At 63.2% G+C, this 15,049-nt stretch carries 10 protein-coding genes; 2 read left to right on the plus strand and 8 right to left on the minus strand.

Going from position 1 to position 15,049, the window contains the following annotated elements:
• Nucleotides 1-98 precede the first annotated feature (98 nt).
• Nucleotides 99-3,842, minus strand: coding sequence for a methionine synthase (metH, locus tag RC54_RS22665; protein WP_061789406.1), 3,744 nt, complete (start codon nucleotides 3,840-3,842; stop codon nucleotides 99-101).
• Nucleotides 3,843-4,044: 202 nt separating this feature from the next.
• Here metH and RC54_RS22670 point away from each other — a divergent pair, with 202 nt between their 5' ends.
• Nucleotides 4,045-4,629: a phosphorylase family protein gene (locus tag RC54_RS22670; RefSeq protein ID WP_061789405.1), complete on the plus strand. Its 585-nt coding sequence runs from the start codon at nucleotides 4,045-4,047 to the stop codon at nucleotides 4,627-4,629.
• A gap of 19 nt (nucleotides 4,630-4,648) precedes the next feature.
• On the opposite strand, the gene fmt is transcribed toward RC54_RS22670, so the two are convergent.
• The 7 genes from fmt to hemE all read right to left on the minus strand — a co-directional run bounded on the left by fmt (nucleotide 4,649) and on the right by hemE (nucleotide 14,019).
• Nucleotides 4,649-5,602 (minus strand): methionyl-tRNA formyltransferase, encoded by a 954-nt coding sequence (gene fmt / locus RC54_RS22675; protein WP_061789404.1) that lies wholly within the window; start codon nucleotides 5,600-5,602, stop codon nucleotides 4,649-4,651.
• Nucleotides 5,603-5,635: 33 nt separating this feature from the next.
• Nucleotides 5,636-6,442 (minus strand): SDR family oxidoreductase, encoded by an 807-nt coding sequence (locus tag RC54_RS22680; RefSeq protein ID WP_058897038.1) that lies wholly within the window; start codon nucleotides 6,440-6,442, stop codon nucleotides 5,636-5,638.
• Nucleotides 6,443-6,539: 97 nt separating this feature from the next.
• On the minus strand, nucleotides 6,540-7,247 hold the full coding sequence (locus RC54_RS22685; RefSeq protein WP_058897039.1) for a thiol:disulfide interchange protein DsbA/DsbL: 708 nt from the start codon (nucleotides 7,245-7,247) through the stop codon (nucleotides 6,540-6,542).
• A gap of 108 nt (nucleotides 7,248-7,355) precedes the next feature.
• Nucleotides 7,356-8,021, minus strand: a complete 666-nt coding sequence (locus tag RC54_RS22690; protein ID WP_061789403.1) for an SPOR domain-containing protein — start codon at nucleotides 8,019-8,021, stop codon at nucleotides 7,356-7,358.
• Nucleotides 8,022-8,052: 31 nt separating this feature from the next.
• Complete coding sequence (gene argS, locus RC54_RS22695) at nucleotides 8,053-9,786, minus strand: arginine--tRNA ligase (protein ID WP_061789402.1); 1,734 nt, start codon at nucleotides 9,784-9,786, stop codon at nucleotides 8,053-8,055.
• 277 nt (nucleotides 9,787-10,063) lie between these two features.
• A complete protein-coding gene (locus RC54_RS22700) occupies nucleotides 10,064-12,205 on the minus strand; it encodes a primosomal protein N' (RefSeq protein ID WP_061789401.1) in 2,142 nt (713 codons plus the stop codon).
• A 716-nt stretch (nucleotides 12,206-12,921) separates the two neighbouring features.
• A complete protein-coding gene (gene hemE / locus RC54_RS22705; RefSeq protein WP_061789400.1) occupies nucleotides 12,922-14,019 on the minus strand; it encodes a uroporphyrinogen decarboxylase in 1,098 nt (365 codons plus the stop codon).
• A gap of 229 nt (nucleotides 14,020-14,248) precedes the next feature.
• Between hemE and RC54_RS22710 the strand changes: the two genes are divergently transcribed.
• Entirely contained in the window at nucleotides 14,249-15,046 is a 798-nt protein-coding gene (locus tag RC54_RS22710) for a transporter substrate-binding domain-containing protein (protein WP_058897043.1), read from the plus strand.
• Nucleotides 15,047-15,049 lie beyond the last annotated feature (3 nt).

Raw genomic sequence — 15,049 nt, forward strand, 5'->3', positions numbered from 1 at the left:
CGGCGGCGGAATACAAGGACCAACGGCAAGGGGCAAGGGCCTGAAGCAAACCGTCCGGCGCGAGGCCGGACGGTTATCTCCGTAAATATTTAAATGATTTACAGGTTGGGTGCCAGCCAGCGCTCCAGTTCTTCCCTGGGCACATGGCGGCGTTCGGCCATGTCGACCACCTGATCTTCGCCGATCTTGCCGACCACGAAATACTTCGATTGCGGATGGGCGAAGTAGAAGCCGGACACCGAAGCACCGGGGAACATGGCATAGGACTCGGTCAACTGCATCCCGATCTCGTCGCACTGCATGACGCGGAAGGCATCAGCCTTGACGGTGTGCTCGGGGCAGGCCGGATAGCCGGGTGCGGGACGGATGCCGAGGTATTTTTCCTTGATGAGCTCAGCGCTGTTCAAGTTCTCATCAGCCGCATAGCCCCACAAGTCCTTGCGCACGCGCTCATGCAGGTATTCGGCGAAGGCTTCGGCCAAGCGGTCGGCCAGGGCCTTGAGCATGATGGAAGAGTAATCGTCATGCGCATCCTCGAAGCGCTTTTCGTATTTCTCGATGCCCAGACCCGCGGTCACGGCAAACATGCCAATGTAATCCGGCACGCCCGAGTCCTTGGGTGCGATGAAGTCCGACAGGCACTGGTTGGGACGGGCCACGCCATCGACCACCGGCTTTTCGGTCTGCTGGCGCAAGCCATAGTAGGTGAAGGCCACCTGGCTGCGGCTGTCGTCAGTGTAGATCTCGATGTCGTCTTCATTGACGGTATTGGCCGGCAAGAGCGAGATGACGCCATTGGCGGTGAGCCAGCGGCCATCGATGATCTTCTTCAACATGGCCTGGGCTTCCTGGAACACCTTGGTGGCGGCTTCGCCCACGACTTCATCGGTGAGGATCGCAGGATAAGGACCGGCCAGATCCCAGGTCTGGAAGAACGGGCCCCAGTCGATGTAGTTGGCCAGCAAACCCAGGTCCACATTCTTGAACAGGCGGCGGCCGATGAACTTGGGCTTGACCGGGGCGAATTCCAGCTTGGTCTTGTTGGCGCGGGCAGCGGCCAGCGACAGCATGGGCGCGGCCTTCTTGCTGGCGTGCTGTTCGCGGATGCGGTCGTAGTCGGCGTTCAGTTCAGCCACGTACTGGGTCTTCTGCTCGTCGGCCAGCAACGATTGCGCCACCGAGACGGCGCGCGAGGCGTCCGGCACGTAGACCACCGGGCCTTCGTAATTGGGCGCGATCTTGACCGCCGTGTGCGCACGCGAGGTGGTGGCGCCGCCGATCATCAGCGGCATCTTGAGACCCGCGAAATACGGATCGCGCTGCATTTCCTTGGCCACGTAGGCCATCTCTTCCAGCGACGGGGTGATCAGGCCGGAGAGGCCGATGATGTCGGCCTTCTCTTCCTTGGCCTTGGCCAGGATCTCGGCGCAGGGCACCATCACGCCCATGTTGACCACTTCGAAGTTGTTGCACTGGAGGACCACGGTGACGATGTTCTTGCCGATGTCGTGGACGTCGCCCTTGACGGTGGCGATGACGATCTTGCCCTTGGGCTTGGCCACTTCGCCGGTGGCGATTTCGAGCTGGCGCTTTTCTTCTTCGATGAAGGGAATCAGATGCGCCACCGCCTGCTTCATCACGCGCGCCGACTTGACCACCTGCGGCAGGAACATCTTGCCCTGGCCGAACAGATCACCGACCACGTTCATGCCATCCATCAGCGGACCTTCGATGACGTGGATGGGGCGGCCACCATCGGCGGCGATCTGCTGGCGCACCTCTTCGGTGTCTTCCACGATCCATTGCGTGATGCCGTGCACCAGCGCGTGCGAGAGGCGCTTGGCCACCGGCAGGTTGCGCCATTCGAGGGTGGCTTCTTCCTTCTTGTCGCCGGCCTTGAGCGTCGCGGCGTATTCGATCATGCGCTCGGTGGCATCTTCACGGCGGTTCAGGACCACGTCTTCCACACGCTCGCGCAACTCGGCCGGCAGGTCGTCATACACGCCGATCATGCCGGCATTGACGATGCCCATGGTCATGCCGGCCTTGATGGCGTGATACAGGAAGACGGTATGGATCGCTTCGCGCGCCGGGTCATTGCCGCGGAAGCTGAAAGAGACGTTGGAGACACCACCGCTGATCTTGGCGTAGGGCAGGTTCTGGTGGATCCAGCGGGTGGCTTCGATGAAGTCGACCGCGTAGTTGTTGTGTTCCTCGATGCCTGTTGCGACCGCGAAGATGTTGGGGTCGAAGATGATGTCTTCGGGCGGGAAATCCAGCTTGTCCACCAAGAGGCGATAGGCGCGTTCGCAGATCTCGATCTTGCGGGCGAAGGTGTCGGCCTGGCCCACTTCGTCGAAAGCCATGACGATCACGGCGGCGCCATAGCGGCGGCACAGCTTGGCTTCGCGCAGGAATTTCTCTTCGCCTTCCTTCATCGAGATGGAGTTGACGATGGACTTGCCCTGCACGCATTTCAGGCCGGCCTCGATCACTTCCCACTTGGAAGAATCGATCATGATGGGCACGCGGGCGATGTCGGGTTCGGAAGCGATCAGGTTGAGGAAGCGCGTCATGGCGGCAACCGAATCGAGCATCGCTTCATCCATGTTGATGTCGATGATCTGGGCGCCGTTCTCGACCTGCTGGCGCGCCACTGCCAGGGCTTCGTCGTACTGTTCGTTGAGGATCAGGCGGGCGAAGGCCTTGGAACCGGTGACGTTGGTGCGCTCGCCGACGTTCACATACAGCGAATCGTCATTGATGGTGAAGGGCTCCAGGCCCGACAGGCGCATCTCATGCGTGGGCTCGGGAACCTTGCGCGGGGCGATCTTGGCGACCGTCTCGGCAATGGCCTTGATGTGCGGTGGCGTGGTACCGCAGCAGCCGCCGGCGACGTTGACAAAACCGCTCTCGGCGAATTCCTTCAACAGGGCCGAGGTGACATCCGGGGTTTCATCGAAGCCGGTATCGCTCATCGGATTGGGCAGGCCGGCGTTGGGATAGATGCAGACGTAGGTGTCGGCGATCTTGGAGAGCTCTTCCGCATAGGGACGCATCAGGGCCGCACCGAGGGCGCAATTCAGGCCCACGGTCAATGGACGGGCATGGCGGATGGAGTTCCAGAAGGCGGTCACGGTCTGGCCCGAGAGGATGCGGCCGGAGGCGTCGGTGACGGTGCCCGAGATCATGATGGGCAGGCGCTTGCCGCTTTCCTCGAAGAAGGTATCGATGGCGAACAGCGCGGCCTTGCAGTTGAGCGTGTCGAAGATGGTCTCGACTAACAGCACGTCGGCACCGCCTTCGACCAGCGCGCGGGTCTGCTCCAGGTAGGCCGTAACCAGTTGATCGAAAGTGACGTTGCGGGCGGCCGGGTCGTTGACGTCCGGCGAGATCGAGGCGGTCTTGGGCGTGGGGCCGAGGGCGCCGGCGACGAAGCGCGGCTTGTCCGGGGTCGCGTACTTGTCGCAGGCGGCGCGTGCCAGGCGGGCCGACTCCAGGTTCATCTCGTAGACCAGATGCGCCATGTGGTAGTCGTCCTGGGCCACGCTGGTGGCGCCGAAGGTATTGGTCTCGATCAGGTCGGCACCGGCAGCCAGGTATTGCTCGTGGATTTCCTGGATGATGTGCGGCTGGGTCAGCGAGAGCAGTTCATTGTTGCCCTTGACGAAGAGCTCCTTGCCGGGAACGCTGAAGTCCGCAAAACGCTGGCCGCGATAATCCTCTTCAGTCAGCTTGTAGCGCTGGATCATGGTGCCCATGGCGCCATCGAGGATGAGGATGCGCTGCGACATCAGGTCGCGCAGCAGCAATTCGGTCTGGCACAGTTCGTTCGGCTTCATCTGGCGTTTTTCTCTGGTTACGGCAACAATGCGGGCCTGGGATGTCGCAACCGGCAAGCTGCGACAAAAAAACCGGTCAGGCAAAGACCGGTTTGGCAGGCAAAAAGTGACACAAATTATACGCGAAAGCCCCCACCACCCCGCGGCGGACGGCCTTGCCAAGCGGCTCTCGTTGCAATCCGTTAACTATTTATTCATATCGATGCCAGACCACGCTCCCATCCTGATCCTGACCGCCCTGGAAAGTGAACTCAATGCCGCCGCTGCTCCGGCGGGCGTACAGGTGCGCTATTGCGGCGTCGGCAAGGTCAATGCCGCGCTGCACACTACCCAGGCCATCCTGACCCACAGCCCGCGCGCGATCATCAATTTCGGCACGGCCGGCAAGATCGATCCCCAGCATGATGGCTTGCTGGAAGTGGCCGCCGTGCTCCAGCGCGACATGGACGCCACGCCCCTGGCGCCGCGTGGCGTGACGCCGCTGATGGACCAGGTACAACAGCCGGTGCGGCTGGAATCGGGCTATCCGGGCGTGCTGTGCGGCACCGGCGACAGCTTCGTGACGGCGGCCGATGACTGGCTGCTGGAGCAAAAGGTCGATCTGGTGGATATGGAATTGTTTGCCATCGCCCGCGTGTGCCGTCACTTCGGCGTGCCGTGGCGCGCCTTCAAGTTCATCACCGACGGCGCCAATGACGATGCCGCGGATGACTGGCAGGCACGCGTGCACCTGGGCGAGGAATTGTTCTGGCGCCATCTGCCGCATGTGCTCAAGCAGATCGGCTGAGGCCGGCCAGCGCAACGGTTCAGTCCAGACGCCCACCTTCCATCGGGAATCCCGTCAGGAACTGCGCCGCCGGCAGGCGCTTGCCGCCGGGCTTCTGCAATTCGGTCAGCAGCAGCGCGCCCTCGCCACAGGCCACCACGATGCCGGCCTGGGCATCGGCTGAGAGCACCTGGCCGGGCTCGCCCTGCTGGGCGACCTTGACCGGACGCGCCTGCCACAGCTTGACCACGGTGTCGCCGAAGCGGCCAGTGGCACCGGGGAAGGGATTGAAGGCGCGGATGCGGCGCGCCAGTTGTTCGGCGCTCTGGCTGAAGTCCAGCGCCGCTTCTTCCTTGGCGATCTTGGCGGCGTAGTTGGCGCCCTGTTCCGGCTGCGGTGTGGCTGGCAGCTCGCCGCGCTCCAACTTGTCCAGCGCCTCCACGATCATCTTGCCGCCCAGCGCGGCCAGCTTGTCATGCAGGCTGCCGGTGGTGTCGTCCTCCTGGATGGGCAGGCTTTCGATCAACATCATGGGGCCGGTGTCGAGGCCCTCTTCCATCTGCATGATGGTGATGCCGGTCTCGGCATCGCCCGCTTCGATGGCGCGATGGATGGGCGCAGCGCCGCGCCAGCGCGGCAAGAGCGAGCCGTGGATGTTGATGCAGCCGTAGCGCGGAATGTCCAGCACACTGCGCGGCAGGATCAAGCCATAGGCGGCCACCACCATCACGTCATGCGGGGTCGATTGCAACAGCGCGTGGGCTTCTTGCGCCACGTCCGGGTATTTGCCGTTCAGGCGCAGGGATACCGGTTGCGCCACCGGGGTGCCGTACTTGAGGGCGCATTGCTTCACGGGCGAGGCCTGTAGCTGCATCCCGCGTCCGGCGGGGCGATCCGGCTGGGTCAGCACCAGGGTGATCTGGTGGCCGGCAGCGTACAGTGCTTCGAGCGCCACGGCGGCGAATTCCGGCGTGCCGGCAAAAATGATCTTCATGAAAAACTCCAGATGCGGCGCGAGCCGCCACGGTTAGAGATTGCGTTTCTTGTGCGGGGCGCGGGCGAAGGCCATATCGTACAGCCAGTTCGGCAGCAGCCTGAGCAGCTTGGCCACCACGCCCATCTGCCAGGGAATGACGCGATAGCTGACGCCCTCGGCGATGCTCTGTACCGCACGCTGGGCAAAGCGTTCGACCGGCATCAGGAACGGCATCCGATAGCTGTTCACGCGGGTCATGGGGGTGTCGATGTAGCCGGGGGCGATGGTCACCACCTTGATGCCGGAAGCGTTCAACTCCACCCGCAGCGATTCGCAATAGCTGATGACGGCGGCCTTGGAGGCACTGTAGGCGCCGGCGCCCGGCAGTCCGCGGATGCCGGCTACGCTGCCGATACCGACCAGCCGGCAGCGACGGCGCTGGGCCTCCGGTTGCGCCTTCATGCGCGCCACGAAGGGCGTGAAGGTGGCGAAGGTGGCCGTGACATTGACCGCCAGGATGCGTTCGAAGGCGGCCAGGTCTTCCTGGTATTCGGTCAGCGTGCCCTGCGAGATGCCAGCGTTGGCGATGACCACATCGGCCATACCGAACTCGGCCATGAAGGCCTCGGCGGCGGCCGCCAGGGCGGCATGATCAGTGACGTCCAGCACATAGATGCGATGGCGCTCAGGATGCGGCAGGCTGGCGCGCAAGGCTTCCAGTTCGGCGGCGCGGCGCGCCACCAGGCCCAGCACGGCGCCGCGCCGGGCGTAGGCCGAGGCCAGGGCCATGCCGATGCCACTGGAGGCACCGGTCAGGAAGACGCGTTCCTGGGCTGCAACGACGGGGAGGGTGGACATGCCTGCTCCTGAGAGGATATGAACAATTAGAACATCCGGGCGCCAACGAAAACGGCCCGCGGCCTTGCGGACGCGGGCCGTTCAAGACAGGTGAAGCTTATTTCTTTTTAGCGGCAGTGCTGCCAGCGGCCTTCTCGGCGGCGACCTTGGCAACGAGGTGATCCATCACCTGCAAGGCGGCGGCTTGCTGCATCGATTCCGGCTGGTTGGCCAGGGCCACGCCGACCACGGCCGGCGAAGTCACGTAGCGGCCATCGATGGCGATCATCGGCACGCCATCGACCTTGTAGGCTTCCTGCAGCTGGGCGGCGCGGCGGGCCTTGGTCTGGATGCCGAAGGAGTTGTACAGGTCGAGGAATTTCTGCTTGTCCAGGCCGATCTTTTCGATATAGGCCAGGATGGTCTTGTCGGTGTTGATGCGTTCACCATCAACGTGGATGGCGCGGAAGATCTTGGGGGTCAGCTCTTCGGCTTTGCCCATGGCTTCCAGGGTGTAGTAGAGCTTCTGCTGCGGCACGAAGGTATCGCGGAAGGCCACCGGCACCTTCTTGAAGTTGATCTTGTCGCCCTGCTTCTTGACCCAGGCCGTCAGCGACGGATCCCAGGCCGCGCAGTGCGGGCAGTCGAACCAGAAGAACTCGGTGACTTCGACCTTGTTGCCGGAGTCGGTGGGCTGAGCCTGCTCCAGCACACGGTAGTCGCTGCCCACTTGCGGATTGGCCGGCGAGGCCGAGGCGCCGACACTGGCAGTCATGGCCAGCAGGCCGAAACTGACCGCAGCCAGCAACTTTTGATGAAAACGCATGGTATTACCCTCTCTGATGGATAGTCGGTGGGAGCGGCCACTGGCCGTTCCGCGCCCGTCGTGCCGGTCGGTTATCCCCTGCCGCCGGCATCTACGGTGCAATCTGGTTTATTTGGGAATGCGCACGATGGCAGCATCGACCCCGTTATCGGACAACTTGCTGCGCGTGCGGTTCATCGCCTCGGCATGTTCGAAGGGACCGATGCGCACCCGGTACAGCACGCCACTGTCGGCGCTGCGTTCGGTGACCTTGGCCTCGAAGCCCAGCAGGGCCAGCTTGGCGCGGGCGCTTTCGGCATCGGCCTGGTCGCGGAAGGCGCCGGTCTGCAGGAAGTAGGTCCACTTGTCGTCGTTGGTGTCGTTCTTGGCGGCCGAGGCCGATGGCATGGCGGCCGCAGGCTTGCTAGCGGTCTCGGTGGGCTTGCTCGGCGCGGTGGCCGCGGGTGTGCTGGCTTGCGGGGCCGGCGCCACCGGTGGCACCGGCTGGGCAGTGGCGGTGTTGGGCGGGACCGGCGTCTGCGACTGCTGCTGGTCGCGCGCGGCCTCACGGGCGATATCGCGGTTACCGTAGAGCGGACGATTGGGGTCGGCCGCCTGGGCCGGAGTCGGGTCGGTGCGCTCGGGGCGCGCGACCTTGTTGACGAAGGGGATGGGCGACTTGGTAATCATCAGCGCCACACCCACGGCAATCCCCAGGCCGACGATCAAACCCAGGATCAGGCCGAGCAGCGTACCGCCGGCCTGCTTGTGATATTTCGCGTTCAACGGTTTCACGTTTCTCTTTAGCTGCTTGTTTTAGCTTGTTTTACATTCTGGCCGGAGCCGATACGCCCAACAGTGCAAGGCCATTGCGCAGCACCTGGCGGGTGGCGGACAACAGCGCCAGACGTGCGGACCTGGTTGGGACATCGTCGACCAGCACGCGTTCCGCATTGTAGTAGCTATGCAGTTCGCCTGCCAGATCGCGCAGGTAGAAGGCGACCTGGTGCGGTCCCAGCTCCTGCAGGGCGTGCGCCAGCATGTCCGGGTACTCGGCCAGCTTGGCCAAGAGCGAGGCTTCGCGCGGGGCGGTCAGGAGCGACAGGTCGGCGCTGGTCTTGAGCGCCTCTTCATCCACCCCCGACTTGCCTAGCACGGTGCAGATGCGGGCGTGCGCATACTGGACGTAGTAGACCGGGTTTTCATCGGACTGCGCCAGCGCCAGGTCGACGTCGAAGACGAACTCGGTATCGGCCTTGCGCGAGATGAGGAAGAAGCGCACCGCATCGCGGCCGCGCGTCAAGTCGCGTTCCTGGCCTTCGACCGGTTCGCCGGCCGACCATTCGATCAGGTCGCGCAGGGTGACGTAGGAACCAGCGCGCTTGGAGATCTTGACCTCTTCGCCATTGCGCATGACGGTGACCATCTTGTGCAGCACGTAGTCGGGATAACCCTGCGGGATGCCCACGCCCACGGCCTGCAGGCCGGCGCGCACGCGGGCGATGGTGCCGTGGTGGTCGCTGCCCTGGATATTGATGACCTTGCCGTAGCCACGTTGCCACTTGTTGATGTGATAGGCGACGTCGGGCACGAAGTAGGTATAGGTGCCATCGGTCTTCTTCATGACGCGATCCTTGTCGTCGCCATAGTCGGTGGTGCGCAGCCAGAGCGCGCCATCCTGCTCGTAGGTCTTGCCGGCGGCGACCAAGGCGTCGACGGCGGCGGCCACCTTGCCGTCGGCGTAGAGCGAGGACTCCAGATAGTAATTGTCGAACTTCACGCCGAAGGCCTGCAGGTCGAGGTCTTGCTCGTGGCGCAGATAGGCCACGGCGAAGCGGCGGATCGATTCCATGTCTTCGACGTTGCCGCTGCCGGTCACCGGTTCGCCATCGCTGGCCGAAACGGTCTTCTGGTCCAGGAAGTCGCGTGCGATATCGGCGATGTAGTCGCCGTTGTAGGCCGACTCGGGCCACTCGGCGTCCCCCGGCTTGAAGCCGCGCGCACGCGCCTGCACCGAGGTGGCCAGCGTAGCGATCTGCACGCCGGCATCGTTGTAGTAGAACTCGCGCAGCACCTCAAAGCCCTGCACTTCCAACAGTGACGACAGCGCATCGCCCAGCGCCCCCTGGCGACCATGGCCCACGTGCAGCGGACCGGTGGGGTTGGCGGAGACGAACTCGACCAACACCTTCTGCCCGGCACCGGCAGTGCCACGGCCGAAAGCCTCGCCCTGTTCGTGGATCACCTTGACCACCGCCTGCTTGGCCGCGGCGGCCACGCGCAGGTTGATGAAGCCGGGGCCGGCGATCTCGACCGACTCCACCAAGCCTTCACGGGCCGGGTCGGCCATGACGGCGGTCACGATGGCTTGCGCCAGTTCGCGCGGATTCTTCTTGAGCGGCTTGGCCAGTTGCATGGCGATGTTGCAGGCGATGTCGCCATGCGAGGCGTCGCGCGGACGCTCCAGGGTGATGGTCGGCGTCAGGTCGCTGCCGGCCAGCAGCGGCTGCAAGGCGGTCGAGAACAGGTCGGAGATGCGTTGTTTCTGTTGTGCGAGCATGGGAATGAGGGGTAAAGCGGAAGCGGCCGGGGCGCTGATCTGACGTGCTGCGCCGCGCGGAGGGATCGCTTGCAATTGGTTGAGCAGCCGAGATTATACCGGCTAGGCGCACCGTGTTGGCTGCCCGAACAAGCGGCTTGCGCAATGGCAAGCTGGGCATTAAGCCAAAGCACACATAAAGAGCGCTCAAAGATGCCGGAATCACAACAAAAAGCAGGCCAGCCGCCTCATCAGCTCAGACTTCAGAACTCAGATATCTGAACTCAGAGCTCTGAGTTCAGATATCGACCGGATCGACTTCCAGCGACCAGCGCACGCGCGTCTTCACCTGGCGCAACAGGGCTAGCCATTGCTTGAGGAAGCCCTGCAAGGCCGGGCGCGAGGGGCATTCGAGCAGCAATTGCGCACGTTCCACGTTGGCCACCCGTACCAGGGTCATGGGGATGGGTTCGTTGATGGTGATGGCGGGCGCCTCCAGCAAGTGGGCGGCCTCCTTCAGGAAGTCCATGGCCGTCTCCAGCTCGCGCGCCTCGGCGCGCAGCAGCGCCTGGTACATGAAGGGAGGGAAATATGCCTGGCGCCGCTCTTGCAGCAAGTCGCCGGCAAAGCCATCGTAGTCATGACGCATCACCGCCTGGTACAGCGGGTGATGCGGATAACGGGTCTGGATGAGCACCTCGCCCGAACTACCATCGGCCGACAGGCCGGCCCGGCCGGCCCGGCCGGCCACCTGCATCAGCTGCGCAAAGAGCCGTTCACTGGCGCGGTAGTCGTGCGAGAACAGCGCGGTATCGGGATTGAGCACACCGACCAGCGTCAGTTTTTTGAAGTCATGCCCCTTGGCCACCATCTGGGTGCCGATCAGGATATCGACTTCGCCCCGGTGCACGCTGTCAAAGGCGCTCTGGGCCGAGCCTTTGAGGCGGGTGGAGTCGGCATCGATGCGCAAGACGCGGGCTTCAGGGAAGATCGCTTGCAAGCCCTCTTCCACCCGCTGGGTGCCGCGCCCCAGCGGCTGCAGGTCGACGTTGCCGCAGGTCGGGCAAGCGCGGGGAATCTGCAGTTCCAAGCTGCAATGGTGGCAACGCAGGCGGCGCTCGGGGCGATGCACCACCATGAAGGCGTCGCAACGCATACAGTTGCTGATCCAGCCGCAGGCGTCGCAGGCCAGCACCGGCGCGTAACCGCGGCGATTGAGGAACAGCAGCGACTGCTCGCCCTGCTCCAGGCGCTTGCGCACGGCGGCAACCAGGGTCGAGGTGAGGCCATCGACGGGCTTGTCGCGCTCCATGTCGATCACCTTGACGCTGGGCAGCACCGCCTGCTGGGCGGCGCGCTGGCGCAGTTCCAGGCGGCGGTAGCGGCCGGCCTGGGCGTGCTGCCAGGTTTCCAGCGAAGGCGTGGCCGAGCCCAGCACGACCGGAATGCCCAACTGGTGCGCGCGCCACACGGCCAGGTCGCGCGCCGAATAACGCAAGCCTTCCTGCTGCTTGTAGGACGGATCGTGCTCTTCGTCGATGACGATGAGCTTCAGGGTCGGCAGCGAGGCCAGGATCGCCAGCCGCGTGCCCAGCACGATGTGCGCCTGGCCCAGGTGCGCGGCCAGCCAGTTGCGGGCGCGCTCGCCCTCGGCCAGGCCGCTGTGCAAGGCCACCACGTTGAGATGCGGGAAACGGGCGCGGATGTTGCCTTCCAGCTGGGGCGTGAGATTGATTTCCGGCACCAGTACCAGGATCTGCGCCGGCGCCGCCTGACCGGGCTGCGACTGGCCAGCCTCCTGTGCAGCACGCTGGAGAATGGCGGCAGCGGCTTGCAAGTAGACCTCGGTCTTGCCGCTGCCGGTCACACCGTACAGCAACAGGGGCGCGAACCCCTGGGCGCCGGCGATGGCCTGCACCGCCTCTTGCTGGGCGGCATTCAAGGGCGGCGCTGCGCCCAGTTGCAGCGGGTCAGGCGGGGGGATGCTCGCTGGCGCGTCGGCCTGGACCTCGCTGTGCACGTCGGTCTTGCGCCTGGCCTTGGATTTCTTGGGAGCCGTGAGGCGGCCCAGGGCCTTGAGGGCCTTGTCCAGCGCCACCGTGGTCAACGCACGCAGGTTCTTGGGCAAGCCCGGCAGCATCACCTCGCCCAGCGGGCGCTGGTAGTAGTCCGCCGCGAAGCCACACAGCGCCAGCCAATGTGCCGACAGCGGCGGCAACTGGTGGCGCACGGCAATCACATCCTTGATCTTGCCGGCCTCCAGTTCGGTCTGCGCCACATGCCCCACCACTACCCCCACCGCCTCGCGACGACCGAACGGCACCACCACCAACTGGCCGATGGCCGGTATCGACTCATCCTCAGTGGCGGCCTGCCAGCGGTAATCGAAGACGGTATGCAGGGGCGTATCGAGCGCGACCTGGAGCAGACGTTGTTCCACGAACTTAATGTAAATCCTCAGAAACCGGGCTAAGCCTCGGTTTAATCGCCATTTTTGAACCTATCCACAAATACTGTGGATAACTTTGGGGACAAGTGCCTCTTGACATGTCCCCGCGCAGACTGGATGCGGCTTGCGACGCCATGCCCAAATGCGGGGCAAAAAATTAACTCAATAAAATCAATAACTTGCGTTGAACACATCAAGCGCGAAAAATATTTTTGCTAGGAAGCTTTGTGCATGTGCAAAATGCTTTTGGTGTGCATAAGTCCAAGTCCGGGGAACATGGCAAGGGCGTTTGTCAAGTCCTCACCGACAAAAATTCGCCAGCTTTAGCTGGCAAACTGTTCACTCGCTATCCTACAAACTTAACGTAAACCTTCAAAAAAACCGGTAAACGGCGGTTTTGTAAACACTTTTGCGTCTTATGCACAGACGTTGTGGATAACTTTGTTGACAAGTGGCTCTTGACAAGTCCACAAGCCACGACCACGGCGGTTTCCAGACCAGACCGTCCTGATGTGGAGAAAAATAACTCCAATCAAATCAACGACTTGTCAAACACCCTCAAGCACAAACCTTCATATTTCAATAAATTTTATGATCAGCAAAAAATCCTGGACAAATGTGCATAAGTCCATCTGGACTGGCAAGGATGTGCATATAGCCTTGCCAGTCCACACAAATATGAACGAATAAGGACAGATTCGCGCCGATCAGGCACGCATCTCACGGCTGATTTCATGCACTGCCTGCGCCAGGGTGGCGACTGCGTCCGGCGGGGTGTGCTGAGAGATGCCATGGCCCAGGTTGAAGACATGGCCGCTGCCGGCACCGGGACGGCCGAAGGATTCCAGCAGCTTGCGCACTTCGGCGCGGATGGCAGCGTCACCGGCAAAGAGCACATTGGGGTCCAGGTTGCCTTGCAACGCCACCTTGTCGCCGACGCGGTGCCGGGCTTCACCCAGGTTGACGGTCCAGTCCAGGCCCACGGCATCGGCGCCGATGGCGGCAATTTGCTCCAGCCACAGGCCGCCGCCCTTGGTGAAGACGATCACCGGGATCGGCTGGCCATCCTGCTGGCGTTGCAAGTGGCTCACCACCTGCTGCATGTAGGCCAGCGAAAATTGCTGGTAGATGCCATCGGCCAGGGCGCCGCCCCAGGTGTCGAAGATCATCACAGCCTGCGCACCGGCGGCGATCTGGGCGTTCAGATAGGCGGCCACGGCATCGGCATTGGTCTTGAGGATGTGATGCATCAGGTCGGGGCGACCGTAGAGCATACTCTTGACCAGGCGGAAATCATCCGAGCCGCCGCCTTCGACCATGTAGCAGGCCAGCGTCCAGGGGCTGCCGGAGAAGCCGATCAGCGGCACCCGACCATGGAGTTCGCGGCGGATCTGGGTGACCGCCTTGAAGACGTAATCCAGCTTGCCCAGGTCGGGCGCCTGCAACGCCTTGACCGCAGCTTCGTCGCGCAGCGGGCGCTCGAACTTGGGCCCCTCGCCATCGGCGAAGTACAGGCCCAGGCCCATGGCGTCGGGCACGGTCAAGATGTCGGAAAACAGGATGGCGGCATCCAGCGGATAACGCTCCAGCGGCTGCAACGTCACTTCGGTGGCGTAGTCCGGGTTGGTCGCCAGGCCCATGAAGGAGCCGGCGCGGGCGCGCGTGGCGCGGTATTCTGGCAGGTAACGACCAGCCTGGCGCATCAGCCACAGTGGCGTGTAGTCGGTGGGCTGGCGCAGCAGCGCACGCAGGAAGGTATCGTTGGTGAGCGGAGCGAAGGTGGACATGGAAGAAGTGGAGGACATGGTCGGCCTGCAATGCGATCTGACGACAATCCGCCATTATCTCATCCCAAGCGCCGCTGTTCCGGGCTAATTGTCGTCATCGGCGTGCGCTGCAATTGATGCAGGTCGTGGCGACGGGTTTTGCTATGATCGGGCGGCTGTCTGCGCAGAGCGCATCACCCTGCCAGCAGCCGGCCCTTTCCACCAAGAAAAAACGGGCCGCTCCGCCCAACCTGCACGAGGACATCGCATGAAACACATCATCCGCACAGCCCTGCTGCTAGCCCTGGCTGGCCTTTCGCTCACGCTCTCGCTGTCGGCCGCCCGCGCCGATGACAACCCGCCGGGCTCGCGCCTGGACCAGGTGCTCAAGGCCGGCAAGCTGCGCATCTGCATGACCGGCGACTACAAGCCCTTTACCTACTATCGCCCCGACCAAAGCTTCGAGGGCATGGACGTGGAGCTGGGCCAATCACTGGCCAAGTCGCTGGGAGTCGAAGCCCAATTCATCAAGACTACCTGGAGCACGCTGATGAATGACTTCATCGCCCAATGCGACATCGGCATGGGTGGCATTTCGGTCACGCTGGAGCGCGCGCGCAAGGCCGCCTTTTCCGATGTCACCATGGTCGATGGCAAGGCACCCATCATCCGCTGTGCCGACAAGGACAAGTTCCGCAATTTCGACATGATCGACCGCCCCGGCACGCGTGCCATCGTCAATCCGGGCGGCACCAACGAGCGCTTCGCCCGCAGCGGCTACAAGCACGCCACGCTGCTGCTGCACCCAGACAACGTGACCATCTTCCAGCAGATCGTCGATGGCAAGGCCGATGTGATGGTGACCGACGCCAGCGAAACCCTGTGGCAATCCAAGCTGCACCCGGAGCTGTGCCCGGTCAACCCGGACCAGCCCCTGCAGTTCGCCGAGAAGGCCTACCTGCTGCCACGCGGCGATGTCGCCTTCAAGGCCTATGTCGATACCTGGCTGCATCTGGCCAAGGCCACGGGCGAGTACCAACGCATCTTCGACAAGTGGCTCAAGTAATGC

The sequence above is a fragment of the Herbaspirillum rubrisubalbicans genome (genome assembly GCF_003719195.1).
In the GTDB taxonomy this organism is placed as follows: Bacteria; Pseudomonadota; Gammaproteobacteria; order Burkholderiales; family Burkholderiaceae_D; genus Herbaspirillum; species Herbaspirillum rubrisubalbicans.